Here is a 25,253-nt window from a genome sequence, read left to right on the forward strand (position 1 = left end):
GGAGCCTTCAGATGTACGTGGACCCGCCCGCCCCGCAGCCGCTCCAGCCGGGGGAGACCCCGCCGTCGGCGGGCACCTCGGCGCTGCCGTCCCCGGACGCGGCCACTGCGTGGGAGTTCAACCCCGACTACCAGCGCCTGGTCGTGCTCTGGCGGCAGGTGCTGCCCATGCTGGAGAACCTGACCTCCTCCCTCGACCGGGCCTACCAGATGGCCAGGAGCCGCGACGTCTGGGACGCGCCGGTGGGGGAGCGTTACGTGGAGGACCTGGCGGAGTGGCGCACCCGGCTCGGCCAGTACCGGCAGGCCGTCCTCACCTCGATCAGCGACCAGGCGGCCGACACGCCGCGCTGGGTGCCCGTCAACGCGGGCGCCCCGCACGCCTTCTCCTGACGCCCTCCGCGGGCCCTCTTCCTGTGACGTTCTCCCGGACTCTCTCATGACTCCCGCCCTGACATGGGATAACGGGGAGAGACGGGCTTACAGTTGGAGGTGAGCCGTCCGCCAGAGTCGCCGAACGGAGTAAGGCAATGAGTTCTGCGCCCTATTACGGACCGGACATCGGCCTCCTGCTCCGTCAGGATCCGGAGATCGCCAGCGTGCTTCTCGACGAGCTCGATCGCCTGCGCGGCGGCATCCAGCTCATCGCGAGCGAGAACCTGGCCTCGCCGGCGGTGCTGGCCGCGCTCGGCTCGACCCTCACCAACAAGTACGCCGAGGGTTACCCCGGCCGGCGCTACTACGGCGGATGCGAGGTCGTCGACCGGGCCGAGAAGCTCGCCATCGACCGGGCCCGGCAGCTGTTCGGCGCCGAGCACGTCAACGTGCAGCCGCACTCGGGCGCCTCGGCCAACCTAGCGGCCTACGCCGCGCTGCTCCAGCCGGGCGACACGGTCCTGGCCATGGCCCTGCCGCACGGCGGCCACCTCACCCACGGATCGAAGGTCAACTTCTCGGGCCGGTGGTTCGACATCGTGGCGTACGGCGTGCGCCGCGACACCGAGCTGATCGACTACGACGAGGTCAGGGAGCTGGCGCTGCGACACCAGCCGAAGATGATCATCTGTGGCGCCACGGCCTATCCGCGGGAGATCGACTTCGCGGCCTTCCGGGGGATCGCCGACGAGGTGGGCGCCTGGCTGATGGCCGACGTCGCCCACACCGTCGGGCTGATGGCCGGGGGCGCCCTGCCGTCCGCGGTGCCGTACGCCGACGTGGTGACCTTCACGACCCACAAGGCGCTGCGCGGTCCGCGCGGTGGCGGGATCATGTGCACCGCGGAGCTGGCGACGAAGATAGACAGGGCGGTGTTCCCCTTCGTCCAGGGCGGCCCGCTCATGCACGCGGTGGCGGCCAAGGCGGTGGCCTTCGGGGAGGCGCTCCAGCCGGAGTTCGCCGTCTACGCGCGGCAGGTGGTCGACAACGCAAGGACGCTCGCCGACGCGCTGGCCGCCGAGGGCATGCGGCCGGTCGCCGGCGGCACCGACAGCCATCTGGCCCTGATCGACCTGCGTGACGTCGGCGTCACCGGGGCGCTGGCCGAGCAGCGCTGCGCCGCCGCGGGGATCACACTGAACCGCAACGCCATCCCCTACGACCCCGAGCCGGCCACGGTGACCTCGGGCATCCGGGTGGGCACTCCCTGCGTGACCACCCAGGGGATGGGGCCAGAGGAGATGAAGGAGGTCGCCGCGCTGGTGGCGCAGGCCGTCCGGAGCCCCGAGACGGCGGACGAGATCAGGGAGCGCGTGCTGGCGCTCATGGCCGTCCATCCGGCATATCCCAGCGAATTATGAGTTGTTCTGTGCTGTTTTCCGGTCACAGCCGGCCCGACTATCCGCGAAACTAGGTCCGTGCGCGAATACCTACTGATGGCGCTCGTGGCGGCGGCGGCGACGTATCTTCTGGTCCCGCTGGTCCGCGTCTTCGCCATCCGCATCGGTGCGATGCCCGAGGTCCGTGACCGGGACGTGCACACCACCCCGACGCCGAGACTCGGCGGTCTGGCGATGTACGGCGGGCTGGTGGCGGGCCTGCTGGTGGCCGCCAAGCTGCCGTACGCCGGGGGGAAGCTCGCCGAGGAGGCCGCCACCGGCGGAAAGGTCGTCCTCGGGCTGATCGTGGCCGGCGGCCTGATCACGCTGACCGGCTTCCTGGACGACTGGTGGGGCATGGACGCCCTGATCAAGCTGGCCGGGCAGGTCGGCGCGGCGGGCGTGCTGGTGGCCTTCGGCGTCAGCCTGCCGTGGATCCCGCTGCCGTCGGCGCTGGGCGGGTCGACCATCCTCGACTCCACGCTGAGCCCGTTGATCACCATCATGGTCGTGGTCGTCATGATCAACGCGGTCAACTTCGTCGACGGGCTGGACGGGCTGGCGGCCGGGATCGTCGGCATCGCGGCCATGGCCACCTGGACCTACGCCATCGTCCTGTCCAAGGACTTCGGCAACACCAGCATCAACGTCACCGCGGCGGTCGCGGCGGTGCTCATCGGCGTGTGCCTGGGCTTCCTGCCGCACAACTTCCATCCGGCGAAGATCTTCATGGGCGACACCGGCGCCATGCTGATCGGCCTGGTCCTCGCCTCCACGCTGATCACCATCACGCCGCTCGACTCCGCCAGCATCAACAACTTCCCGGTCATCCTGCCGCTGCTGGTCCCGGTCGCGATCCTGGTGCTCCCGCTGCTCGACCTGATCATGGCGGTGATCCGGCGCACCTCCAACGGGCTCTCGCCGTTCGCCCCCGACCGCGGCCACCTGCACCACCGGCTGCTGGACATCGGCCACTCGCACCGCCGCAGCGTCCTGATCATGTACGCCTGGACGTTCCTGTTCGCGTTCGCGATCGTGGCGATGTCCGTCGAGGGCGTGCCCCTCATCCTGTTCCCGCTGACCGTCCTGCTGGCGGTCGCGGTGCTGGTGGCGATGGCCCTGCCGAGCTGGCGCTCGCGCCGCAACGGCGGGGGCGGCCGGCACGCCCGCTCCGCCGAGGAGCCCGTCCCCGAACCGGCGGGGCCGTTCACGCCGGGTTCCGCGACCATGAGCCCCGCGACCACGGGGGAGCCCTCGGCCCCGCCTGCCCAGCCCCCGTACTCCCAGCCCCCGTACTCCCAGGTCCCGCACACCCAGGTCCCCCACACCCAGGCTCCGCATCCGCAGACCCCGCAGGCGCCGATCGCGCATCCGCACATCCAGCAGACGCCGCACACTCAGCAGACGCCGCGCGCTCAGGCTCCGCACATCGAGACCCCGCAGGCGCCGCCCCCTCCGGCTCCGCCCCGTCAAGCCCAGCGCGGCCAGAACCCCTACGCCCCGGCGCCGCAGGAGCCGATCCCCCCGCAGGCCCCGGCCGCTCCGCGCGCCCGGGCGCCCCGAGGGCCGTTCTCGCCGCAGACCGCCCAGGGGGCCCCGGTCCCGCTCGCGGCTCCGACTCCCGAGGAACCCGCCGGCCCGCGACCCTCCCGGGGGCCCGGGGAGGGCGAGGACACGATGCGGTCCGCCGCCCCCGGCCTGCCCTTCAGGACCCAGGAGACCTCCTTCCCGAAGACGGGGCCGTCCCGCTGAACATCTGCCGGAAACGTCTTGATCGTCCACTTGAAACGGCAGGTAAAGGCGCTCTTCCATGAGCTTGTGATAGCTTTCACTAGCAGGTCCTGAACCGCTCGGGACCTGCCTGGAAGCAATCGCTCGCTTGATAACAGTCACCTGGAGTGCCGATGCAGGCCAACGACCTCCGACTCATGAAGGCCGCCGCGATCCCGACGGCGGCGGTCGGTCTGGTCGCGGTCCTCGTCGCCACCTTCCTCGCGGGGGCCGAGGGCGCCCTGGGCGCGGGCATCGGCGTGGCCGTGGTGGGCGTCTTCTTCACCGTCGGCCTGGTCGCCGTCGCCTACGCCTCGCGGATCTCGCCGACCATGATGATGGCCGCCGCGATGGGCACCTTCTTCACCAAGATCGTCATCCTCGTCGTGATGCTGGAGGCCCTCGCGGACGTCGAGGTCTGGCACCCCAGGGCCTTCTCGCTGACCGCCATCGCCTGCACCATCGCCTGGACCTTCGGTGAGGCGCGCGGGTTCATGAAGCTGCGCATGCTCTATGTCGAACCGGGCATCAAGGTCCCCGGGCACTACGAGGAGAAGCGATGACCTCCGTCACGGGTCGCGCCCCCGTCCCACCGCCCCGCGACATCCGCACGGCGGAGCCGGTGGGCCCGCCGTACGAGGCCCCGATGGGAGCCACGCGCCCCAAGCGCTGGCCCGGTATGACTAGTCACCACCGCGACTGCTATCGTCGCGTACGCGATATGCAAAGTAGGGGAGTGTCGGCCTGGGCTCGCAGCCCCCGGCCTCCTTGCGATCGCATCACCCATCTACTTGATCTTCCCCAGGCACCGCCCTCCGGCGGCGCGGCAGCGGAAGACGTCCTGACCCACCACGACGAAGGGAAAGCCGAGTGAGCGCCGTGCTGCCACTTCTCGCTGCCGAGGAGTTCCAAGCCCCGGGGCTCGGCCTGTTCGAATGGCCGGCGCTTGTCGCGGGTCAGGCTTGGTTCAACAAGCCGGCCCTGTTCGCGCTGATCGCCGCGTTGATCGTCCTCGTGTTCGCCTACAGCGCCTTCTCCAACCCGAAGCTGGTTCCCAGGGGTGTGCAGAGCGTCGGGGAGTTCGCCTACGAGTTCGTCCGTGAGCAGATCGCCCGCCCGTTCCTGGGCAAGGACAGTGACCGCTGGATGCCGCTGCTGTTCAGCATGTTCCTCTTCATCTGGATCATGAACCTGTTCGGGTCCGTCATCTTCATCCAGTTCCCGGTGATGTCGCGGATCGGCTACCCGGCCGTCCTCGCCATCGGCGTGTGGATCATGGTGACCTACCTGGGCATGAAGCACCAGGGCGCGCTGGGCTACTTCAAGAACATGATGTTCCCGCCCGGACTGCCCAAGTGGATGTACGTCCTGGTCGCCCCGATCGAGTTCGCCTCCACCTTCATCCTGCGCCACGTCACCCACGCGGTCCGGCTCTTCGCGACGATGATGGCCGGTCACCTGATCATCGCCCTGTTCTCCGAGGTCGGCTGGCACTTCCTGTTCGTCCAGCTCACTCCGGCCGGTGCCCTGATCGGCGTGCTGGGCGTCCTCATGACGATCCTGCTGACGGCCTTCGAGCTGTTCATCCAGGCCCTGCAGGCCTACGTGTTCGCGCTGCTGACCGCCATGTTCATCAACGGCGCCCTGCACGCCGAGCACTGAGACTTCCCGCCCCAACGACAGATGGTTCCGGTGGACAACCCCCACCGGTCGATAGAAAAGGAAACAAAAAGTATGAGCGCCACCACCGTGCTCGCTGAGGTCACCGGCAACCTCGGTTCCATCGGCTACGGCCTGGCCGCCATCGGCCCGGGCGTCGGCATCGGCATCATCTTCGGTCAGGGTGTGCAGGCCATCGCCCGCCAGCCCGAGGCCTACGGCCTCATCCGCCAGAACATGCTCCTGGGCTTCGTCTTCGCCGAGGCGCTCGCGCTGATCGGTATCGCGCTCGCGTTCGTCTTCCGGACCTAGGACAGATCACCGCCCCTGACGGGAGGCAGCAGCCATGATTCATCTGATAGCGGCAGCGGAAGAGAACAACCCCCTGCTCCCGCACCCGGCCGAAATGGTCATCGGTGGCTTCGCCTTCCTGCTCGTCCTGTTCTTCGTCGGCAAGCTGCTGGTGCCGCGCATCCAGAAGACTCTGGAAGAGCGCACCATCGCCATCGAAGGCGGCCTGAAGAAGGCCGCGGACGCGCAGGAGGAAGCCCAGCGCGCCCTCGCGCAGTACAAGGAGCAGCTCGCCGAGGCCCGTCACGAGGCGTCCCGCCTGCGTGAGGAGGCCCGTGAGCAGGGTGCGCAGATCAAGGCCGAGCTCCGCGAGGAGGCTCAGGCCGAGGCCCGCCGTCTCATCGAGGCGGCGCACGCCCAGATCGAGGCCGACCGCCAGCAGGCGTTCGCCCAGCTCCGTTCCGAGATCGGCCGCCTGTCGACCGATCTGGCCAGCCGCATCGTCGGTGAGTCCCTGGAGGACGAGGCGCGTCAGCGCCGCACCGTCGACCGGTTCCTGACGGAGCTCGAGTCGAGCAACGCGGCGGTCCGCTGATGCCGGAGCGAACCCGACGCAGTGAGCGGGAAGCGGTGAGCGGCCGATGAGGGGTTTGAGCAGGACGTCTCTGGCCGAGGTCGAGGAGCGTTTCAACGCGGTCGCGGGAAGCGCCGACCTCGGCACCCTGGCCGACGAGCTCTTCGCGATCGCCGATCTGTTCGACCGCGAGCACGGGCTGCGCCGTAACCTGTCCGACGCCTCCCGCCCGGCCGAGCAGAAGACGCAGATCGTCCGGGTCCTGCTGGAGGGCAAGGTCGGCACCGCCGCCCTGGAGACGGCCGTCTCGGCCGTGTCCGCCAAGTGGTCGCGCTCCGGTGACCTGGCCGACGCGCTGGAGCGCCTCGGCGTGGTCGCCGCCTCGGCCGAGGCCGAGGCGCAGAGCAGGCTCGACGACGTCGAGGACGAGCTGTTCCGGTTCGGGCGGATCGCCGCGGCGAACCTCGACCTGCACCGGACGCTGTCCGACGCGGCACTGCCCGCGCAGGCCAAGCAGGGGCTGCTCGACTCGCTCCTGACCGGCAAGGTCGCGCCGACTACGCTCCGGCTGATCCGGCAGCTCGTGGCACATCCGCGAGGGCGTAGCCTGGAAGGCGGGCTCGAGGAGTTCGGCAGCTTGGTGGCCGCCCAGCGGCAGCGTCTCGTCGCGGTGGTGCGCAGCGCCGTCGCGCTCTCCGAGGAGCAGAAGCAGCGCCTCGCGGCGTGGCTTCGCACCTCGTACGGCCACGACGTTCATCTGAACGTCGAGGTGGATCCGCGAGTGATCGGTGGGTTCTCCGTCCGAATCGGAGACGAGCTCATCGACACCACTATCGCGGGACGAATCGAAGAAGTCCGCCGCCGGTTGGCCGGCTAGGCGAATAGGGAGACAGAAGAGAGATGGCGGAGCTTACGATCCGGCCGGACGAGATCCGGGACGCGCTTGAGCGCTTCGTCCAGGCGTACGAGCCGGAAGGTGCCGCGCGCGAGGAGATCGGGACCGTCGTCGACTGCGGCGACGGCATCGCCCATGTCTCCGGCCTTCCCTCGGCGATGGCGAACGAGCTGCTCGAGTTCGAGGACGGCACGCGTGGCCTGGCACTGAACCTGGACCCCAGGGAGATCGGTGTCGTTGTGCTGGGCGACTTCAGCAAGATCGAGGAGGGCCAGTCGGTCCGCCGCACGGGCGAGGTCCTGTCCGTGCCGGTCGGCGACAACTTCCTCGGCCGCGTGGTCGACCCGCTGGGCAACCCGCTGGACGGCAAGGGCGCCATCGAGTCCGAGGGCCTGCGCGCCCTGGAGCTCCAGGCCCCCTCGGTGGTTCAGCGCCAGCCGGTGAAGGAGCCGCTGCAGACGGGTCTCAAGGCGGTCGACGCCATGACCCCGATCGGCCGCGGCCAGCGCCAGCTGATCATCGGTGACCGTGGCACCGGCAAGACCGCCATCGCCGTGGACACCATCCTCAACCAGCGCGAGAACTGGCTGTCCGGCGACCCGTCGAAGCAGGTCCGCTGCGTCTACGTCGCGGTCGGCCAGAAGGGCTCGACGATCGCCCAGGTCAGGGGTCGCCTCGAGGAGGCGGGCGCGATGGAGTACACCACCATCGTCGCCGCCCCGGCCTCCGACCCGGCCGGCTTCAAGTACCTCGCCCCCTACACCGGCTCGGCCATCGGCCAGCACTGGATGTACCAGGGCAAGCACGTCCTCATCGTCTTCGACGACCTGACCAAGCAGGCCGACGCCTACCGCGCCGTCTCCCTGCTGCTGCGCCGTCCGCCGGGCCGCGAGGCCTTCCCGGGCGACGTCTTCTACTTGCACTCGCGTCTGCTGGAGCGCTGCGCCAAGCTCTCCGACGACATGGGCGCCGGCTCGATGACGGGTCTTCCGGTCATCGAGACCAAGGGCAACGACGTGTCGGCGTTCATCCCGACCAACGTCATCTCCATCACCGACGGCCAGTGCTTCCTCGAGACCGACCTGTTCAACTCGGGTGTGCGTCCGGCCATCAACGTCGGTGTCTCGGTCTCCCGAGTCGGCGGTTCGGCCCAGATCAAGGCCATGAAGAAGGTCGCGGGCACGCTCCGTCTCTCCCTGTCGCAGTACCGCGACCTGGAGGCCTTCGCGGCCTTCGCCTCCGACCTGGACGCGGCCTCCCGCGCCCAGCTGGAGCGCGGCCAGCGCCTGGTGGAGCTGCTCAAGCAGTCCCAGTACAGCCCGTTCTCGGTGGAGAAGCAGGTCGTCTCCGTCTGGGCCGGCACCACCGGTGAGCTCGACGACGTCCCGGTCGAGGACATCCGCCGCTTCGAGGCGGAGTTCCTGGACTACCTCGGTCGCGAGCACAAGGGCGTCTTCGACAGCATCCGCGAGACCAAGGACCTGTCGGACGACGCGGTGACGACCCTGAAGGACGCGATCACGCAGTTCAAGAAGGGCTTCGAGACCTCCGCGGGCGAGCTGCTGGTCAACGACGAGCCGGTCGCGGCGCTCGGCGCCGACAAGGTCGGCCAGGAGAAGATCACCAAGCACGTCCGCGCGGACGAGAAGAAGTAGCCGATGGGTGCCCAGCTAAGACTGCTGCGGCGGCGGATCAAGTCGGTCAGGTCAACGGCGAAGATCACGCGCGCCCAGGAGCTCATCGCCTCCTCGCGCATCGTCAAGGCGCAGCAGCGGATGCAGGCCGCCGTGCCGTACGAGCGGGAGATCACCCGCGCCGTCACGGGCGTGGTCAGCAACACCGCCAGCGTCGACCACCCGTTGACCGTGGCCAGGGAGAACCCCACCAGGGCCGGTGTGCTCATCGTCACCAGTGACCGCGGGTTCTGCGGCGGCTTCAACGCCAACGTCCTGCGTGAGGCCGAGGCGCTGGCCGGTCTGCTGCGCAGCAGGGGCGTCGAGCCGGTGCCCTACGTGGTGGGGCGCAAGGGCATCACCTGGCACAGCTTCCGGGGACGGGAGATGGGCGGGCAGTGGGGCGGGTTCTCCGACAACCCCTCCTACGCCAACGCCAAGGAGATCGCCGACGTGCTCATCTCCGCGTTCTCGGCCGAGACGGACGGGATCGACGAGATCCACATCGTCTCGACCGAGTTCGTCTCCATGCTCACGCAGGAGGTCACGGTCAAGCGGGTCCTGCCGCTGACGGTGGAGGAGACCACCGAGAAGCCGGAGACGCCGCTGCCGTACTTCGAGTTCGAGCCCACCGCGGGCGACGTGCTCGACTCGCTGCTCCCGCGTTACGTGGAGTCGCGCGTCTTCAGCACGCTGCTCCAGTCGGCCGCCTCGGAGCACGCCGCGCGTCGCCGGGCCATGAAGTCGGCGACCGACAACGCCAACGAGCTCATCCGTGTGTTCACCCAGCAGATGAACCAGGCTCGCCAGGCCGAGATCACCCAGGAAATCAGCGAGATCGTCGGTGGCGCCAACGCGCTGGCTGACGCCGCAGCGGGGAAAGAGTGAATAGCCACAATGACTGTTGAGACCGTCGCGACCGGAACCGGTCGCGTAGCCCGAGTGACGGGTCCCGTCGTCGACGTGGAGTTCCCCGTCGAGGCGATGCCCGACATCTACAACGCCCTCAACGTCGACGTCACCGTCGGCGGCGAGACCAAGACCCTGACCCTGGAGGTCGCCCAGCACCTGGGTGACAACCTGGTCCGGGCCATCTCGATGCAGCCCACCGACGGCCTGGTCCGCGGCGCGACGGTGTCCGACTCCGGTGCGCCGATCTCGGTGCCGGTCGGCGACGTCGTCAAGGGCCACGTGTGGAACGCGCTCGGCGAGTCCCTGGACGTGCCGACCGCCTCCCTGAAGGTGACGGAGAAGTGGGGCATCCACCGCCCCTCGCCCTCCTTCGACTCCCTGGAGTCGCGCACCGAGATGCTGCCCACCGGCATCAAGGTCATCGACCTGCTCACCCCGTACGTGAAGGGTGGCAAGATCGGTCTGTTCGGTGGCGCCGGTGTCGGCAAGACCGTTCTGATCCAGGAGATGATCCGCCGCGTCGCCCTGAAGTTCTCCGGAACCTCGTGCTTCGCGGGCGTCGGCGAGCGCACCCGTGAGGGCAACGACCTCTGGCTGGAGATGGAGGAGGCGGGCGTTCTCAAGGACACCGCCCTCGTCTTCGGTCAGATGGACGAGCCCCCGGGCACGCGTCTGCGCGTCGCGCTGTCCGCCCTCACCATGGCGGAGTACTTCCGTGACGTGCAGAAGCAGGACGTGCTTCTGTTCATCGACAACATCTTCCGTTTCACCCAGGCCGGCTCCGAGGTGTCCACCCTGCTCGGCCGCATGCCGTCCGCGGTGGGTTACCAGCCGACCCTGGCCGACGAGATGGGTGTTCTGCAGGAGCGCATCACCTCCACCCGCGGTCACTCGATCACCTCGATGCAGGCGATCTACGTCCCCGCGGACGACATCACCGACCCGGCCCCGCACAACGCGTTCGCGCACCTCGACGCGCAGACCGTTCTGTCCCGGCCGATCTCGGAGAAGGGCATCTACCCCGCGGTGGACCCGCTCGACTCCACCTCGCGGATCCTCGACCCGCAGGTCGTCGGTGAGGAGCACTACCGCGTGGCCCAGGAGACCAAGCGGATCCTGCAGAAGTACAAGGAACTGCAGGACATCATCGCCATCCTGGGCATCGACGAGCTCTCCGAAGAGGACAAGGTCACGGTCAACCGGGCCCGCCGCATCGAGCGCTTCCTGTCCCACCCGATGTACGCCGCCGAGGCGTTCACCGGTCAGCCGGGTGAGTTCGTGCCGCTGGACGAGACCATCGCGTCCTTCAAGGGCCTGTGCGCCGGTGACTACGACCACCTGCCCGAGCAGGCGTTCTTCATGGTCGGTGGCATCGAGCAGGCCATCGCCAAGGCCAAGGAACTCGCCCGCTAGTCGCCTTCGGTGCCGGTACGGCCCGCCGTACCGGCACCTGGTTCGAAAGGAACGCAGAGAAAGTGGCGAAGCTGCGAGTAGGCGTCGTCTCGCCGGAGCGCGAGATCTGGTCCGGCGAGGCCGACATGGTCATCGCCAAGACCATCGAGGGTGAGATCGGCATCATGCCCCAGCACGCTCCCGTGCTGGGCGTCCTGGTCGAGGGCGGCGTGCTGAGGGTCAAGCGCGGTGGCGAGCCCGACCTGGTCGCCGCGGTGCACGGCGGGTTCGTGTCGGTGGCCAACGACGAGGTGTCGATCCTGGCCGAGGTGGCCGAGCTCGGCTCCGAGGTGGACGTCGCCCGGGCCCGCAACGCGATGGAGCGCGCCCAGGCCTCCGTCGAAGCCGACCAGGAGAACGCGGAGGCCGCGGCCGGGGCCAAGCGCGCCAGGGCCCGGCTGCGCGCGGCCGGCGAGGAAGTCGGATAGGTTCTGCTTCTGGGCGGTGTGGTTCTTGGGGGCGGCGATCATCATGGCGCGTGACGTACTCATCGTGGCGGTGGTGCTCGTCGTCCTTCTGTCCCTGCGGGTTCTGGTCCTCATCCGATCCCGCGGATCGGTGCTGTGCTGTCTGCGCCCCGTGGAGGGCAAGCGCGGCTGGCGGGTGGGAGTGGCCCGTTACGCCGGGGGACGGCTCAACTGGATCCCGCTCATAGGTCTGCTGCCGAGGCCGCGCCACGTCATCGTGAGGCGCGGCCTCGTGGTTTCCGGACGGCGCCGGATCGGGACCGGCGAGTTCTTCGGGTTCCTGGAGGGCGTGACGGCCCTGCGGTGCGAGAGCGCGGGGTTCACCTTCGAGCTGGCCGCCGGTTACCGCGCCCTGACCGGGTTCGTCGCCTGGCTGGAGTCCGCCCCGCCCGGCGCCCACCTCGACGTCGCCTGAGCCGCTCCCGGGCCGCCTGTCAGCGGGTGCCGCCGGGCTTCCAGAGGATCTCCTCGCCCGCGGCCGCGATGCGGCACAGGATGAACATCAGGTCGCTCAGCCGGTTGAGATACTTGGCGGTCAGCGGGTTGACGTCGTCGTGGGCCTCCAGCGCCGCCCAGACCGTGCGCTCGGCCCGGCGCACGACCGTCCTGGCCACGTGGAGCTGGGCGACGACCGGGTTCCCGCCCGGCAGGATGAAACTGCGCAGCGGCTTGAGCCGTTCGTTGAACTCGTCGCAGCGGGCCTCCAGCCACTCGACGTAGGACGGCTCGACCCGCAGCGGCGGGAACTCGGGGTTCTCCGTGACCGGGGTGCACAGGTCGGCCCCCACGTCGAACAGCTCGTTCTGGATCCGGGTGAGGACGGCGACGACGTCCTCGCCGAGGCCTCCCGATCCGCTCCCGGAGGCCGCGGAGGACGCCGGGAAGGACAGGGCCAGGCCGAGCGCCGCGTTGGCCTCCTCCACGTCGGCGTAGGCGGCCAGGCGCGGATCGGTCTTCCGGGTGCGGCTCATGTCGCCCAGAGCGGTGGTGCCGTCGTCTCCCGTACGGGTGTAGATCTTGGAGAGCACCACGGGGTTGTCTCTGTCAGCTCGCGTCATGGGCTCAGCGTAACGGGCCGAAAAATATCAGGATTAACACCATGGTTGACAATATGATGCAACGATGGTTTCTGGTTCTTACCTGCGATTTCCGCATATATCCGGGGATGTGCTGACGTTCGTCGCCGACGACGACGTCTGGGCGGCCCCCGCGGAAGGGGGCCGGGCCTGGCGCCTGTCCTCCGACCGGGCTCCGGCGAGTCACCCCCGCCTGTCCGCCGACGCCTCCAAGGTCGCCTGGACCAGCGTGCGCGAGGGCGATCCCGAGGTGTTCCTGGCCGACCTGGAGAGCGGCTCCGCCGAGCGGCTGACCTACTGGGGCGACTACCGTACCCGGACTCGCGGGTGGACCCCCGACGGCCGGATCCTGGCCATCAGCGCGACCGGCCAGCCGTTCGGCTCCATGACTTTCGCCTACGCGCTGGACACCGCCGGGAACGCCGAGCGGCTGCCGTACGGCCCGGTCACCGACCTGGCGATCGCCGAGGACGCGACCGCGCTGCTGACCGCCTCCCTCGCCCGCGACCCGGGGACCTGGAAGCGCTACCGGGGCGGTACGGCGGGCCGGCTGTGGATCGGCGGGCAGGACGGTTTCACCCGGCTGCTGGCCGAGCTGAACGGCCACTTCGCCAGCCCGATGCTCGTCGGCGGCCGCCTGGTCTTCCTGTCCGACCACGAGGGGGTCGGCAACCTCTACTCCGCGGAGCTCGACGGCACCGGGCTGCGCCGCCACACCGACCATGACGTCTTCTACGCCCGGCACGCCACCACCGACGGGACCCGGATCGTCTACCAGAACGCCGGCGACCTGTACATCCTCGACGGCCTGGACGCCGAGACCCGCAAGCTCGACGTCCGCCCCGGCTCCCCGCTCCGCGGGCGTCAGCCGCGGGCGGTGGACGCCGGCCGGAGGCTGGACGACCTGGCCGTGGACGCGACCGGCCGGGCCAGCGCGGTGGAGGTGCGGGGCACCGTGCACTGGCTCACCCACCGTGACGGCCCGGCGCGCCAGCTCAGCTCCGGGCTGGCCGCGGGCAAGCCCCGCATGCTCGGCGCCGACCAGGTGGTGTGGGTCATCGACGACGGGCAGGCGCACGGCCTGGAGATCGGCCCGGCCGGCGGCGGGGAGACCCGCAGGATCGCCGAGGGGAAGCTGGGCGAGGTCGGGGACCTGGCCGTCGCGCCCGACGGGGCCACCATCGCGGTGGCGGCCAGGGACGGCAGGCTGCTGCTGGTGGACGTGGCCTCCGCCGAGGTCGTCGAGCTGACCCGCGCCAACGGCCAGATCGACGGCATGGCCTGGTCGCCCGACTCCGCCTGGCTGGCCTGGTCGCACCCCGAGGCCACCCCGCTGCGCCGGATCCGGCTGGCCAGGGTGGTGGACCGGGTGATCCACGATGTGACCGACGGCCGCTTCGTGGACGTCTCGCCCGCCTTCGCCGGAGACCACCTGGCCTTCCTGTCGCGCCGCGGCTTCGACCCGGTCTACGACGCGCACTCCTTCGACCTGTCCTTCCCGTACGGCTACCGCCCCTACCTGGTCCCGCTGGCCGCCTCCACCCCCTCGCCCTTCGCGCCCAGCATCGACGGGCGGCCGGTGGCCGGGGCGGACGGCGGCGACGGTGACGGCGACGGCGGGAAGAAGAAGGAGCCCGTCCCCCTCACGGTCGACACCGACGGGATCGCCGCCCGCGTCGTGCAGGTGCCGGTGCCCGAGGGCCGCTACTCGACGCTGCGCGCGGTCAAGGGCGGGTTCGTCTGGCTGCGCGAGCCGCTGGCCGGGGAGCTGGGCGAGGACAGGGGAGACCTCGGCGGGGACCCGCCCAGGGCCGCCCTCGACCGCTACGACCTGGTCAAGCGCACCTGCGAGGAGCTGGTCGACAAGCTCGACTGGTACCGGGTGAGCGGCGACGGCACCCGCCTGGTCGTCTCCGACAAGGGCGCGCTCACCGTCCGCCCGGCCACCGGCAAGAACGGCGACGACGACGTGACGGTGGACGTGTCGAGGATCCGCATCACCGTGGACCCCGTCGTCTACCGGCGGCACGCCTACACGCAGATGGGCCGCCGGGTGCGGGCCGACTTCTGGGTGGAGGACATGGCGGACGTCGAGTGGGACGCCGTGCTGGAGGAGTACCGGCCGCTGGTGGACCGGGTCGCCACCAACGACGACTTCGCCGACCTGCTGTGGGAGGTGGCCGGCGAGCTCGGCAGCTCGCACGCCTACGTCATCCCCGCGCCCTGGGGATCGCCCTCCAGCGACGCGGTGGGCCTGCTCGGCGCGGACGTCTCGCGCAACGAGGAGGGCCGCTGGCAGGTGGACCGGGTGCTGCCCGGCGAGTCGTCGGACGTGCACGCCCGCTCCCCGCTGGCCGTACCCGGCGCGGGAGTGCAGCAGGGGGAGGCGCTGCTGGCGGTCGACGGCCGCCCGGTGCCGCCGCAGGGCCCCGCGCGGCTGCTGGTCGGCGCCGCGGGCAAGCCGGTCGAGCTGACCCTCGGGGGCGGGCGCCGGGTGGTCGTCACGCCGCTTCGCGACGACCGCCGGCTGCGCTACCAGGACTGGGTGGCCGGTCGCCGGGCGCACGTCCGTGAGCTGGGCGACGGGCGGCTGGGCTACCTGCACATCCCGGACATGGTCGCCGAGGGCTGGGCGCAGTTCCACCGCGACCTGCGCCGGGAGATGACCTTCGAGGGGCTCGTGGTGGACGTCCGGGGCAACCGGGGCGGGCACACCTCCGAGCTGGTCATCGAGAAGCTGCTGCGCCGGGTCATCGCCTGGGACCTGCCCCGCGGCCTGATGCCGATCACCTATCCCGAGGACGCCCCGCGCGGCCCGCTCGTCGCGGTCACCGACTACAACGCCGGCTCCGACGGCGACATCGTCACGGCCGCCTTCAAGATCCACAAGCTCGGCCCGGTGGTCGGCACCCGGACCTGGGGCGGCGTCATCGGCATCGAGGATGACCACCGCCTGGTGGACGGGTCGGCCGTCACGGTGCCGAGGTACTCGTTCTGGTTCGAGGGCCTGGGCTGGGGCGTGGAGAACTACGGAGTGGACCCCGACGTCGAGGTGGACATCACCCCGGACGACTGGGCCGCCGGGCGCGACCCGCAGATCGAGGAGGCGGTACGGCTCGCGCTGGCCGCTCTGGCGGAGCGCCCCGCGGCGACCCCGCCGGACGCCGCGACCCGTCCCTCCCGGCGCCGTCCCGCCCTGCCGCCCCGCCCGTAGGGGGCGTCGGCGCCCCGGCGTCCCGATGCGGGTGTCCCGGATGACATTTGTCATCCGGGACACCCGCGAGATCCACATTTCTCTGGTGATATCCACGACTACCTGCGGCTGAGCAGGTAGATCATGATTTTCCCATGAGAACACGACAGCTTGCGGACGCGACCGGCACCGGAACCACCGGCCCCGAGAACGTGATCGAGGTCGGCGGGCTCCGGCAGAAGTATGGTGACTTCGAGGCCGTGCGCGGCATCTCCTTCACCGTCCCCCGCGGAGAGGTCTTCGCCCTGCTGGGCACCAACGGGGCCGGCAAGACCACCACGATGGAGGTCCTGGAGGGCTACGCGCCCGCCACCGACGGGACCGTCCGGGTCCTGGGCCTCGACCCGATCCGGCAGCACCGCGAGCTGCGCCCCCGCGTGGGCATCATGCTGCAGGAGGGCGGCTTCCTCGGCGACCTCACCGTGGCCGAGACCGTGGACCTGTGGAAGGGGCTGAGCCAGGACGCCGGCCGCCCGGTCACCCTGTCCGGCAGCACCGAGCTGCCGGGCGGGTTCACCCTCCTGGGCAGCCGGATCCGCCGGGTGGACCGCGTCACCATGGGCGCGCTGGAGCTGGTGGGCCTGGAGAAGAAGGCCCGGGTCAGGGTCAAGCAGCTGTCCGGCGGCCAGAAGCGCCGGCTCGACCTCGCGCTCGCGGTGCTGGCGGCGCCCGAGGTGCTCTTCCTGGACGAGCCGACCACCGGGATGGACCCCGAGGCGCGCCGTACGACCTGGAAGGTCGTGGAGGAACTCCGCGACGCGGGCACCACCGTGCTGCTGACCACGCACTATCTGGAGGAGGCCGAGCGCCTGGCCAACCGGCTGGCCATCATGCACGAGGGCCGCATCCACACCCACGGCTCGGTCGAGGAGGTGGTGGCCACCTCCGGCGACATGATCACCTTCCGGCTCCCCGGCACCTCCTGGACCTTCGGCGACCTGCCCGTGCTGGACGGCGTCGCCCCGGCGCTGACCTACGCCTCCGGCGGCACCGAGGTCGGCTACACCCTGTCCGGGCCCGACGCCGGGACCCGCGCGCACGCCGCCCTCCGGCCGCTGCTCGCCTGGGCCGACACCCGCGGCGAGACCCTGGAGCGCCTGGCGGTGCGCCGCGGAACCCTGGAGGACGTCTTCATGCGGATCGTGGGAGAGGCCTGAGATGTCCGCGACGACGCGGCATGACGGTGTGACGGACGGAAAGGTCCGCGGGGGCGCACGACCCGCGCGGTGGACGAGGAGTGACGAGCGATGACGAAGACCGATGTTCTGCACGCCGTGCGGCTGGCGCGGCTCGACCTGACCCTGGTCGGCAGGAACACCACCGTGCTGTTCAACGTGATGCTGATGCCGCTGCTGCTCGCGGCCCTCTACAGCAGCTTCCCGACGGGCGACGTCGGCGGGGTGGAGGGCAAGGTGTTCGTCCTGACCGGCGTGCCCGGACTGATGCTGGCGTTCGCGGTCTTCATCAACCTGGTCAACGCCTTCACCTCCCGCCGTGAGGAACTGGTGCTCAAGCGGCTGCGCGGGGGCCAGCCGTCGGCGATGGCGGTCATGGCGGGCAGCGGCCTCGGCGCCCTCGCCGTCTTCCTCTTCCAGGCGCTGCTGATCGGGATCTGGGTCTACCGTTTCGAGGACGTCCTGCCGGTCAACGTGCCGCTAATGGTGCTCGCCGCCGTCCTGGGCGTCGCGGTGTTCGGCCTGCTCGCGGCGGCCTTCTCCGGGATGACTCCCAACGCGGAGATGGCGCAGATCACGGTGCTGCCGGTGCTGCTCGTCATGATGGTCGCCGCGCCGGTCGCCTTCCCCGCCGACGTGCTGCCCGGCCCGCTGGCCGTGGTCTCGAACCTGCTGCCGGTCACTCCGATCGTGGAGATGATGCGCACCGGCTTCCTCGGCGCCGACCACTTCGCCGACGGCGGCGAGAAGCTGACGATGGCCGGGCAGTGGACGGCCGCGCTGCCCTCGATCGGGATCCTGCTCGTCTGGGTCGTGATCGGAGCGCTGCTGGCCAGGTGGTTGTTCCGGTGGGAGCCCCGGCACGGCTAACGTGGATCGCCGATGCTGACGAAAACTGATGAGAAGGGGACGGGGCGCCGAAAGGCCCTCGTCCCCTCGGGGCTGTTCCGATCCCTGCTCCGGCGGCCGACGATCCCGGGAGCGGGCTCCCTCGCCGGATTCTTCCGGAGGGACAAACGCTCCCAGGTCGAGCGGCTGCGCCGGCTGACCTTCTGGATGCTGAGCATCGGGGTCTTCCTGCCGTGGGTCGGCTCCCTCGGCTGGCTCTCCCGGGCCACCGAGACGGAGCCGATCCCCCTCATGCTCCTGGGGGTCGTGCTGCTGATCCCCTTCAGCGTCCTCCAGGTGCGCATGGTCAGGGCCGCGATGGACGGCACCACCGCGAACCGGGAGATCGCCGTCTCGGGCGTCATCGCGCTGGTCGTGATGGCGACCCAGGAGGGGCACCTCTGGTCCTGGGGGTTGGCCGCCCTGGCCTGGACGACGAGCACGGCGCTGCTGCTGAGCCGGTCCGCCACCCTCCTCGTCACCCTCGGCGCGACCGCGGCGGGACTGTACCTGCTCTGGCCGGGCGCCCCGAATTCCCCGGAGGCTCTGGCGATCTACTCGGACGAGGAGAGCTTCGGCGCGACGGTCGGCGGATATATCGGGATATCTCTGGTCCTGCCGTGGGCGAACCGGTTCCAGCTCTGGTTCTGGGAGGTGGTCCGGGCGGCGGAGGCCGGCAAGGAGGCCCAGGCCCGGCTGGCGGTGACCGAGGAGCGGCTGCGCTTCGCCCGCGACCTGCACGACCTCGTCGGGCACAGCCTGTCCGCGATCGCGGTCAAGAGCGAGGTCGCCGTCAAGCTCGCCAGGGCCGACGCCGACCGGGCGGCCGCCGAGATGGGCGAGGTGCGCGGGCTGGCCAGAGAGGCGCTGAAGGAGATCCGTACGGCGGTGCGCGGATACCGGACGGTCGACCTCGACGCGGAGCTGCGCAGCATGGTCTCCGTGCTGGAGGCGGACGGCATCCAGTGCACGCTGCAGGCCCCGCCGGACGGGGTGCCCGAGGAGCTCGCCACGCTGCTGTCCTGGCTCGTCCGCGAGGGCACCACCAACGTCCTGCGGCACAGCAGGGCGACCCGCTGCCGCATCTCCATCGTGCTGCAGGAGGGTCAGGCGGTGCTGGAGATGACGAACGACGGCGCGACGGAGGCGAGCGGGCGGGGCGGGACGGGCCTGACCGGGATGGCCGAGCGGGTGGCCTCCTCCGGCGGCTCGGTCACCGCCGGGCCGAACGGCTCGGGAGAGTTCAGGCTGCGGGCGGTGGTCCCGCTGGAGGGGATCCGATGAGGCGGGCGCCGGAGTACGGCGCCGCCGGAGAAGGGGCGGGTGCCGGATGGTCCGGTCCCGCCGGGGAGTGTCCGATGACGCGGGCGCCGGGTGGTCCGGCGCCGCAGGGGGAGGTCCGGTGATCCGGGTTCTGCTGGCCGACGACGAGCACCTGATCCGGGGCGCGATCGCCACGTTGCTCGGGCTGGAGCCGGACATCGAGGTCGTGGCCCAGGTCGCCCGCGGGGACATGGTGGCGCAGGCCGTACGGGAGCACGCGCCCGACGTGGTGGTGCTGGACATCGAGATGCCCGGGATGGACGGCCTGAGCGTGGCCGAGACCCTCCCGGGGCACGCCGTGCTGATGCTGACCAGCTTCGGGCGCCCCGGGTACCTCCGGCGGGCGCTGGCGGCGGGGGTGCGGGGGTTCGTCCCCAAGGACGCCTCCTCCGACGAGCTCGCGACGGCGATCCGCAAGGTCCACTCCGGGGGGCGTTATCTCGACCCGGAGATGGCCGCCTCGGCGATGATGGCGGGGGAGAGCCCGCTGACCGACCGCGAGCGGGACGCCCTGACCCTGGCGGCCTCGGGCGCCTCGGTGGGAGAGATCGCGACCTCGCTCCACCTCAGCGAGGGCACCGTCCGCAACTATCTGTCCAGCGCGATCACCAAGCTGGGGGCCACCAACCGGATCACCGCCATCCGGGCCGCGCAGGAGAAGGGCTGGCTGTGAACCCCCGCGGCGCGGAAGGGCCGGCCGTGAACCCCCGCGGCGCCGGAGCGCTCACAACGCCAGCGACCGGTTGAAGATGTACACCGCCGTCTTGATCAGGCTCTCCACCGGAGGCGGGTCCTCGGCCAGCACCCACTCGATGAGCAGCTCCTGGATCGCGCCGATCATGCCGAGCACCAGCAGGTGCAGGTCGACCCCGGTCTCCTCGGGCACCTGCAGGAGGTTGGTCTCGATGATCTGGGTGAATCCGGCCACGGCCCTCTGCCGGGACGAGGTGAGGCAGTCGCCGGCGCGCCGTACCTCCAGATGCAGGATCCGCGCCCGGCGCGGATCCTCGGTGATGAACTCGATGTACGCGGCGACCCCCGCCTCGATCCGGCCGAGCAGCGTGTTGGGAGCCTGCTCCACGGCCTTGGAGACCGCGGCGAGGTTGTCGCGTACACATCGGTTGTAGACCACCCACATCAGCTCGTCGCGCCCGGTGAAGCACTCGTAGAAGGCACGGTTGGAGATGCGCGCGGCGGCGCACAACTTCTCGATCGTCGTATCGGGGAAGCCGAGGTCGGCGTAGAGGATGTACGCCGACCTGATGAGCCTTTCGCGCCGCTCGGCCAGTCGTTCTTCCGAAGACATTCCCCGATATGAGCGTCCGCTCATGTCAAGTCCCCGCTGCGGGGCGAGGACTTGACAGCTTTTGGCTGTATCACTTCCACTCCATGATCTTGTCTTCTGGAACCCCCCATTATGGGTGCAAGATCCTTTTTGTGGAAGAGTCAAGATGTTATCGCTTGCGTCGCCCGTGCAAGAACGTCACAAGCTTGACCAGTCGGTCAAGTTCGGCTTGCCCTCGAGTGAAAGATGTGAGATTCATTCCGGGGAGCGCGAAGCGCTGGCGGGAGACGGCCTTGGGCCGGGTGAACTCGCGCAGCCCGTCCGCGCCGTGGATCCGGCCGAAGCCGGAGTCGCCCACGCCGCCGAAGGGCAGGGCGGGGACGGAGGCGAAGGAGACGACCGAGTTGATCGCCGTCATCCCGCTCCGCATCCGGCGGGCGAGCGCCATGGCCCGCCGTACGTTGCCCGAGAAGATCGTCCCGGCCAGCCCGTAGGCGGAGGCGTTGGCCAGGGTCAGCGCCTCGTCGGCGTCCGCCACGCGCCTGACCGTGAGGGTCGGGCCGAAGGTCTCCTCGCGGACCGCGGGGGAGTCCTCCGGCACGTCCTCCACGATCACCGGGTCGACGTACGGCTCCCGCACCGACTCCGGTCCGCCGAGGACCGTCTTGCCCGTGGCGACGGCGTCGTCGATGTGCCGGCGGATCACGTCGATCTGCGCGGGCATGGTGACCGGGCCGTAGTCCTGCCCGGCCCGCACGTTCGCCGCCCGCCCGGTCAGCTCCCGCATGAAGTCGTCGTAGACCGCGTCGACCACGTAGACCCGCTCGACGCCGACGCAGGTCTGCCCGGAGTTGGACATCGCCCCCCACAGCGCCGCGTCCGCCGCCGCCGGCACGTTCGCGTCGGCGTCCACGATCAGGGCGTCCTTGCCGCCGCACTCGGCGACCAGCGGCGTCAGGTTCTCCGCGCACGCCGCCATCACCCGCTTGGCGGTGGCCGTCGACCCGGTGAACGCGATCTTCCTGACCCCCGGGTCGCCCGCGAGGGCGGCCCCGGTCTCACCGAGACCGGTCACGGTGCGGAAGACCGGCTGCTCCGGCACCGACTCGGCGAACAGGTCGGCCAGCAGCACGCCCACACCCGGGGTCAGCTCGCTCGGCTTGAACACCACCGCGTTCCCCGCCGCCAGCGCGTAGGCGATCGAGCCCATGGGCGTGAACACCGGATAGTTCCAGGGGCCGATGACGCCGACGACGCCCAGGGGCAGGTACTCCAGCGTGGCCGCGAGGTTGACCCCGACCATCCCGGGGGAGACCTGGCGCGGCCCCAGTACCCTGCGCGCGTTGCGCGCCGCCCAGTCGATGTGGGTGATGGCGAGGATCACCTCGAGGGTGGCGTCCGCCTTCGGCTTGCCGGTCTCCTGGTGGACCATGTCGACGACCCGGGCGATGTCGCGGGTGACGACCGCCTTGTAGTCGAGCAGCCGCTTCCTGCGCTCGGCCCAGTCCAGCCCGCCCCACCACGCCGCGGCGGGCTCGGCGGCGGCCACCGCCGCGCGTACGGCCGCCGCGTCCTGGATCGGGTGGGTGCCGACGACGGCACCGGTGGCGGGGTTGAGGGAGTCGAAGGTTCGCTGCTCGGTCGCCGTGGACATCGCGGGTCTCCTGTCTGAGTGACGGACGCCCGGAGGCGTCCGTACGGCGGACGCCTCGCGGGGCGGAGCGCCCGCCCTGCCCCGGTGCGGGAGACGGGCACGGTGCGCTCACGATAGACCGTGTCCGTTGCGCAGTAAACCATCACTTACTGGGGAGAGGGGCGGACCCGCTCGGCGAGACAAGCCCCGGCCCGCGGTCATGCCCTCATGTCCGCAGGGAGAGGATTCCGGTTCGCGGTCATGGCCGCCGCAGGAGCAGACCCCGGTCCATGGCCGTGGTGACCGCGGCGGTGCGGTCGGAGACGCCGAGCTTGCCGAAGATCCGCAGCAGGTGCGTCTTGACGGTGGTCTCACTGATGAACAGCTCCCGGCCGACCTCCGCGTTGGTCAGCCCCCGCGCCACCAGGGAGAGCACCTCGGTCTCACGCGGGGACAGCGACTCGGCCACGGGGGCCCGCATCCGGCTCACCAGCTTGGTCGCCACCGAAGGCGACAGCACGGTCTCACCTCGCGAGGCCGCCAGGATCGCGGCCAGCAGGTCCGCCCGCGAGGTGTCCTTGAGCAGGTAGCCCGCGGCCCCGGCCTCGACGGCGCGGACGATGTCCTGGTCGGTCTCGTAGGTGGTCAGCACGATCACCCGGCTCTCCGGCCGGTCCGCCAGGATGCGCGAGATCGCGCTCACGCCGTCACCGCCCGGCATGCGCAGGTCCATCAGGATCACGTCCGGAGTCAGCTCCCGTGCCCGCACGACCGCCTCGTCCCCCGAGGCGGCCTCGCCCACCACGGTGATCCCGGGGCCGGCCTCCAGCATCCCGCGCAGCCCTTCGCGGACCACCGGATGGTCATCGACGATCATCAGACGCAGCAAGGTCACACTCCCGGATCGGCGGGGACGGCGGTTTCGGACGCGGTGCGGTCCGTTCCGGGGTAGATCGGGACGGTCGCCTCGAGGGTGGTGCCCGCGCCGGGCGCGCTGGTCAGGGCGAGGTCGCCGCCCGCCTGCTCCACCCGGGTGCGCATGCCGCGCAGGCCGTACCCGTCGACCGCCGCCGGATCGAAGCCGCGCCCGTCGTCGCGGACCTCCAGCGTCACGGACTCCGGCCCGTAGGTCGTCACGACGTCCACGCGGTCCGCCGCCGCGTGCTTGCGCACGTTGGCCAGAGCCTCCTGGACGGCCCGGATGAGTACCACCTCGGTGGAGGGCGCCAGCGGGCGGGAGTCGCCCCGGACGGCGGTGGAGGTCGTGATCCCCGTCTCCTCGCCGAGCCGGGCGGTGAGCCTGCCGAGGGCCTCGTCGAGAGTGGAGCCGTCCAGGGGCGCGGGGGCCAGCGCCGCCACCAGCGCGCGGGCCTCGGCCAGGTTCTCCCGCGCGGTCCGTACGGCCAGCGCCAGATGGCGGCCCGGGTCCGGCTGGGCCTCGGCGGCCTGGATGAGCATGATGATGCTGGTGAACCCCTGAGCCAGGGTGTCGTGGATCTCCCCGGCCAGGCGCTCCCGCTCGGCCATGGCCCCCCGTTCGGCCGACAGCCGTGCGACCTCCGCCCGCTGGGCCTCCAGCTCCTCGATGAGCGCGGCCCGTTCCTCGCTCTGCTCCATGATCCGCTCCATCCATATGCCGAACACGCCGGAGAAGAAGATCACGATCATGGTGACGGTCAGCAGGTTGAACGCGCCGCCCGACCCGCCGTCGATGACGAAGAACCGCACGGCGGGGGTGAGGTTCAGCGCGATCACGCCGAGGATCGCCTGCCTGGCCGGGAGCACCATGAAGCACTGCGGGCAGAGCCCGAAGAGCGCGAACGTCGTCGCCGGTTCGATCAGCACGGCCGGGGTGAACAGGAGCATGATCAGGGTGAGGTAGACGACTCCCCGGCGCCGGTTCTCGTTGATGATGGCGGGGCGGCCGACCAGCAGATAGACCGGCGTGATCGCCGCCATGAGACCGGCGGCGGCGAACTTCTCCAGGGGAGGGACCTCGCTCGTCGCGATGACGAACACCGCCGGAACCATGGTGGCGAGGACCAGCAGCGCCTCCCAGCCGATCAGCGACTCCCAGGCGTGCGGCCCCGCCGGACCGGCGGCCCGGTCCGGCGGGGCCGGCGGTCCGACGAACCCGGCCAGGCGCCGGAAGGGCCCGGCGGGGCCGGCCGGACGCGCCGCTATCCGTCGCGCCGGCTCTTCCAGCGGAAGGTCGTCAGGCACAGCACCAGTCCTCCGATGACCCACGCGCCCAGAATCAGCGCGACCCGGTCGAGTTCATACGATTTGGCGAGCTCCAGTGTGGCACCGGCGTCTCCCAGGAAGACCGACCGGAACCCCTGGCACATCCACTTGAGCGGGAAGAACGAGGCGATCTGGACCAGCCACTCGGGCAGCTGGCTGATCGGGATGAACACCCCCGAGATGAACTGCAGCACCACGAACGGCATCGCGATCACCGCGCTGGCGCTCTTGCCCGAACGGGGCAGACTGCTGACCGCGATGCCGAGCAACGACGATCCGAGCACGCCGAGCACGAACACCCAGGCGAAGGTCAGCCAGGTGGAGACCTCCGAGGGCAGCTCCAGCTCGAACAGCGCCACCCCGATGGCCAGCAGGATCACGACCTGGACGAAGGAGATGAGGAGGGTGTTGAACGCCTTGCCCACGAAGTAGGCGGCCGGGGGCATCGGCGTGCCGGCCAGCCGCTTGAGCGTGCCGTCGTCGCGGTCCATCGCGATGCCGATGCCGAGATTCTGGAAGCCCGTCATGGCCGCCGAACCGATCAGCCCGGCGACGTAGAGCTGGGAGACGTTGAGACCGGTGCCCTCCAGGTCGTCCGCGAAGATCGACCCGAAGATCACCAACAGGATGATCGGGAACGAGAAGGTGAAGATCACCGCGTCCCTCTCCCGGAAGAACATCCGGGTCTCGAGGGCCGCCCGTGACAGGCCCGTCCTGATCGTGGAGGGCAACTTGGCGGGTGCCACCGGAACGGCGGCGTCGGGAACGATGGTCTGGCTCATGGAGCTGCTTTCTCAAGCGACTGAGGTGGATTGTCCGGATAACCGGCGCGGGGACGGTGGGGGCGGCGTGTCCGCCGGAGGATCGGCG

Annotated in this window: 24 protein-coding genes; 18 read left to right on the plus strand and 6 right to left on the minus strand. The window is 70.5% G+C overall.

The annotated features are described in order from the left end of the window. Positions 1 to 11: 11 nt before the first annotated feature. From Psi01_RS03365 to Psi01_RS03425, 13 genes are all read left to right on the plus strand, one after another. The gene (locus tag Psi01_RS03365) at positions 12 to 392 is read left to right on the plus strand and encodes a hypothetical protein (RefSeq protein WP_204062428.1); all 381 of its coding nucleotides are present in this window, start codon (positions 12 to 14) and stop codon (positions 390 to 392) included. 137 nt (positions 393 to 529) lie between these two features. Then, positions 530 to 1,795, plus strand: coding sequence for a serine hydroxymethyltransferase (gene glyA / locus Psi01_RS03370; protein ID WP_204062429.1), 1,266 nt, complete (start codon positions 530 to 532; stop codon positions 1,793 to 1,795). A 57-nt stretch (positions 1,796 to 1,852) separates the two neighbouring features. Continuing rightward, positions 1,853 to 3,565 carry an MraY family glycosyltransferase gene (locus tag Psi01_RS03375; RefSeq protein ID WP_204062430.1) on the plus strand — a complete coding sequence of 571 codons (1,713 nt, stop codon included), beginning with the start codon at positions 1,853 to 1,855 and terminating at the stop codon, positions 3,563 to 3,565. 152 nt (positions 3,566 to 3,717) lie between these two features. Beyond that, the gene (locus tag Psi01_RS03380) at positions 3,718 to 4,146 is read left to right on the plus strand and encodes a Cg1360 family ATP-synthase-associated protein (protein ID WP_204062431.1); all 429 of its coding nucleotides are present in this window, start codon (positions 3,718 to 3,720) and stop codon (positions 4,144 to 4,146) included. Positions 4,147 to 4,453: 307 nt separating this feature from the next. Further along, positions 4,454 to 5,245: a F0F1 ATP synthase subunit A gene (gene atpB, locus Psi01_RS03385; RefSeq protein WP_204062432.1), complete on the plus strand. Its 792-nt coding sequence runs from the start codon at positions 4,454 to 4,456 to the stop codon at positions 5,243 to 5,245. Positions 5,246 to 5,317: 72 nt separating this feature from the next. Then, entirely contained in the window at positions 5,318 to 5,554 is a 237-nt protein-coding gene (atpE, locus tag Psi01_RS03390; RefSeq protein ID WP_204062433.1) for an ATP synthase F0 subunit C, read from the plus strand. Positions 5,555 to 5,597: 43 nt separating this feature from the next. After that, positions 5,598 to 6,128 carry a F0F1 ATP synthase subunit B gene (locus Psi01_RS03395; RefSeq protein ID WP_373872463.1) on the plus strand — a complete coding sequence of 177 codons (531 nt, stop codon included), beginning with the start codon at positions 5,598 to 5,600 and terminating at the stop codon, positions 6,126 to 6,128. A gap of 46 nt (positions 6,129 to 6,174) precedes the next feature. After that, positions 6,175 to 6,984, plus strand: a complete 810-nt coding sequence (locus Psi01_RS03400) for a F0F1 ATP synthase subunit delta (RefSeq protein ID WP_204062435.1) — start codon at positions 6,175 to 6,177, stop codon at positions 6,982 to 6,984. A gap of 23 nt (positions 6,985 to 7,007) precedes the next feature. Then, complete coding sequence (atpA, locus tag Psi01_RS03405; RefSeq protein WP_204062436.1) at positions 7,008 to 8,657, plus strand: F0F1 ATP synthase subunit alpha; 1,650 nt, start codon at positions 7,008 to 7,010, stop codon at positions 8,655 to 8,657. 3 nt (positions 8,658 to 8,660) lie between these two features. After that, positions 8,661 to 9,563, plus strand: coding sequence for a F0F1 ATP synthase subunit gamma (locus tag Psi01_RS03410; RefSeq protein WP_204062437.1), 903 nt, complete (start codon positions 8,661 to 8,663; stop codon positions 9,561 to 9,563). A gap of 9 nt (positions 9,564 to 9,572) precedes the next feature. Beyond that, the gene (gene atpD / locus Psi01_RS03415) at positions 9,573 to 11,000 is read left to right on the plus strand and encodes a F0F1 ATP synthase subunit beta (RefSeq protein WP_204062438.1); all 1,428 of its coding nucleotides are present in this window, start codon (positions 9,573 to 9,575) and stop codon (positions 10,998 to 11,000) included. 62 nt (positions 11,001 to 11,062) lie between these two features. Further along, the gene (locus Psi01_RS03420; protein ID WP_204062439.1) at positions 11,063 to 11,467 is read left to right on the plus strand and encodes a F0F1 ATP synthase subunit epsilon; all 405 of its coding nucleotides are present in this window, start codon (positions 11,063 to 11,065) and stop codon (positions 11,465 to 11,467) included. A 43-nt stretch (positions 11,468 to 11,510) separates the two neighbouring features. Beyond that, positions 11,511 to 11,921, plus strand: a complete 411-nt coding sequence (locus Psi01_RS03425; protein WP_204062440.1) for a DUF2550 domain-containing protein — start codon at positions 11,511 to 11,513, stop codon at positions 11,919 to 11,921. 19 nt (positions 11,922 to 11,940) lie between these two features. Here the strand turns inward: Psi01_RS03425 and Psi01_RS03430 are convergent, their stop codons facing one another. After that, the gene (locus Psi01_RS03430) at positions 11,941 to 12,564 is read right to left on the minus strand and encodes a cob(I)yrinic acid a,c-diamide adenosyltransferase (protein WP_204062441.1); all 624 of its coding nucleotides are present in this window, start codon (positions 12,562 to 12,564) and stop codon (positions 11,941 to 11,943) included. A gap of 64 nt (positions 12,565 to 12,628) precedes the next feature. Between Psi01_RS03430 and Psi01_RS03435 the strand changes: the two genes are divergently transcribed. From Psi01_RS03435 to Psi01_RS03455, 5 genes are all read left to right on the plus strand, one after another. Next, complete coding sequence (locus tag Psi01_RS03435) at positions 12,629 to 15,796, plus strand: S41 family peptidase (protein ID WP_204062442.1); 3,168 nt, start codon at positions 12,629 to 12,631, stop codon at positions 15,794 to 15,796. Positions 15,797 to 15,930: 134 nt separating this feature from the next. Further along, positions 15,931 to 16,992, plus strand: coding sequence for an ABC transporter ATP-binding protein (locus Psi01_RS03440; RefSeq protein ID WP_204062443.1), 1,062 nt, complete (start codon positions 15,931 to 15,933; stop codon positions 16,990 to 16,992). A 90-nt stretch (positions 16,993 to 17,082) separates the two neighbouring features. Next, on the plus strand, positions 17,083 to 17,880 hold the full coding sequence (locus Psi01_RS03445; protein WP_204062444.1) for an ABC transporter permease: 798 nt from the start codon (positions 17,083 to 17,085) through the stop codon (positions 17,878 to 17,880). 12 nt (positions 17,881 to 17,892) lie between these two features. After that, positions 17,893 to 19,182: a sensor histidine kinase gene (locus Psi01_RS03450; RefSeq protein WP_204062445.1), complete on the plus strand. Its 1,290-nt coding sequence runs from the start codon at positions 17,893 to 17,895 to the stop codon at positions 19,180 to 19,182. A gap of 118 nt (positions 19,183 to 19,300) precedes the next feature. Beyond that, positions 19,301 to 19,894, plus strand: a complete 594-nt coding sequence (locus Psi01_RS03455; RefSeq protein ID WP_204062446.1) for a response regulator transcription factor — start codon at positions 19,301 to 19,303, stop codon at positions 19,892 to 19,894. Positions 19,895 to 19,945: 51 nt separating this feature from the next. Here Psi01_RS03455 and Psi01_RS03460 read toward each other — a convergent pair whose 3' ends face one another. From Psi01_RS03460 to Psi01_RS03480, 5 genes are all read right to left on the minus strand, one after another. Beyond that, on the minus strand, positions 19,946 to 20,527 hold the full coding sequence (locus Psi01_RS03460) for a TetR/AcrR family transcriptional regulator (protein WP_239127011.1): 582 nt from the start codon (positions 20,525 to 20,527) through the stop codon (positions 19,946 to 19,948). Between the two features lie 148 nt (positions 20,528 to 20,675). Then, on the minus strand, positions 20,676 to 22,160 hold the full coding sequence (locus Psi01_RS03465) for an aldehyde dehydrogenase family protein (protein ID WP_204062448.1): 1,485 nt from the start codon (positions 22,158 to 22,160) through the stop codon (positions 20,676 to 20,678). Between the two features lie 238 nt (positions 22,161 to 22,398). Continuing rightward, positions 22,399 to 23,028 carry a response regulator gene (locus Psi01_RS03470; protein WP_204062449.1) on the minus strand — a complete coding sequence of 210 codons (630 nt, stop codon included), beginning with the start codon at positions 23,026 to 23,028 and terminating at the stop codon, positions 22,399 to 22,401. 2 nt (positions 23,029 to 23,030) lie between these two features. Continuing rightward, positions 23,031 to 24,362, minus strand: a complete 1,332-nt coding sequence (locus Psi01_RS03475) for a sensor histidine kinase (RefSeq protein ID WP_204062450.1) — start codon at positions 24,360 to 24,362, stop codon at positions 23,031 to 23,033. Continuing rightward, positions 24,320 to 25,165 carry an ABC transporter permease gene (locus tag Psi01_RS03480; protein ID WP_204062451.1) on the minus strand — a complete coding sequence of 282 codons (846 nt, stop codon included), beginning with the start codon at positions 25,163 to 25,165 and terminating at the stop codon, positions 24,320 to 24,322. The genes Psi01_RS03475 and Psi01_RS03480 overlap by 43 nt, the downstream gene beginning before the upstream one ends. Between the last annotated feature and the right edge of the window lie 88 nt (positions 25,166 to 25,253).

It is taken from the genome of Paraplanobispora siamensis (genome assembly GCF_016863175.1).
Classification (GTDB): domain Bacteria; phylum Actinomycetota; class Actinomycetes; order Streptosporangiales; family Streptosporangiaceae; genus Planobispora; species Planobispora siamensis.

What these genes read in the sequence shown, in the direction of transcription:
- Psi01_RS03380 (WP_204062431.1), top strand. Translation starts at nt 3,718, where the DNA reads ATGCAGGCCAACGACCTCCGACTCATGAAGGCCGCCGCGATCCCGACG.
- glyA (WP_204062429.1), top strand. Translation starts at nt 530, where the DNA reads ATGAGTTCTGCGCCCTATTACGGACCGGACATCGGCCTCCTGCTCCGT.
- atpA (WP_204062436.1), top strand. Translation starts at nt 7,008, where the DNA reads ATGGCGGAGCTTACGATCCGGCCGGACGAGATCCGGGACGCGCTTGAG.
- Psi01_RS03450 (WP_204062445.1), top strand. Translation starts at nt 17,893, where the DNA reads ATGCTGACGAAAACTGATGAGAAGGGGACGGGGCGCCGAAAGGCCCTC.
- atpE (WP_204062433.1), top strand. Translation starts at nt 5,318, where the DNA reads ATGAGCGCCACCACCGTGCTCGCTGAGGTCACCGGCAACCTCGGTTCC.
- Psi01_RS03365 (WP_204062428.1), top strand. Translation starts at nt 12, where the DNA reads ATGTACGTGGACCCGCCCGCCCCGCAGCCGCTCCAGCCGGGGGAGACC.
- atpD (WP_204062438.1), top strand. Translation starts at nt 9,573, where the DNA reads ATGACTGTTGAGACCGTCGCGACCGGAACCGGTCGCGTAGCCCGAGTG.
- Psi01_RS03410 (WP_204062437.1), top strand. Translation starts at nt 8,661, where the DNA reads ATGGGTGCCCAGCTAAGACTGCTGCGGCGGCGGATCAAGTCGGTCAGG.
- Psi01_RS03445 (WP_204062444.1), top strand. Translation starts at nt 17,083, where the DNA reads ATGACGAAGACCGATGTTCTGCACGCCGTGCGGCTGGCGCGGCTCGAC.
- Psi01_RS03460 (WP_239127011.1), bottom strand. Translation starts at nt 20,527, where the DNA reads ATGTCTTCGGAAGAACGACTGGCCGAGCGGCGCGAAAGGCTCATCAGG.
- Psi01_RS03440 (WP_204062443.1), top strand. Translation starts at nt 15,931, where the DNA reads ATGAGAACACGACAGCTTGCGGACGCGACCGGCACCGGAACCACCGGC.
- Psi01_RS03480 (WP_204062451.1), bottom strand. Translation starts at nt 25,165, where the DNA reads ATGAGCCAGACCATCGTTCCCGACGCCGCCGTTCCGGTGGCACCCGCC.
- Psi01_RS03400 (WP_204062435.1), top strand. Translation starts at nt 6,175, where the DNA reads ATGAGGGGTTTGAGCAGGACGTCTCTGGCCGAGGTCGAGGAGCGTTTC.
- Psi01_RS03465 (WP_204062448.1), bottom strand. Translation starts at nt 22,160, where the DNA reads ATGTCCACGGCGACCGAGCAGCGAACCTTCGACTCCCTCAACCCCGCC.
- Psi01_RS03430 (WP_204062441.1), bottom strand. Translation starts at nt 12,564, where the DNA reads ATGACGCGAGCTGACAGAGACAACCCCGTGGTGCTCTCCAAGATCTAC.
- Psi01_RS03425 (WP_204062440.1), top strand. Translation starts at nt 11,511, where the DNA reads ATGGCGCGTGACGTACTCATCGTGGCGGTGGTGCTCGTCGTCCTTCTG.
- Psi01_RS03435 (WP_204062442.1), top strand. Translation starts at nt 12,629, where the DNA reads ATGGTTTCTGGTTCTTACCTGCGATTTCCGCATATATCCGGGGATGTG.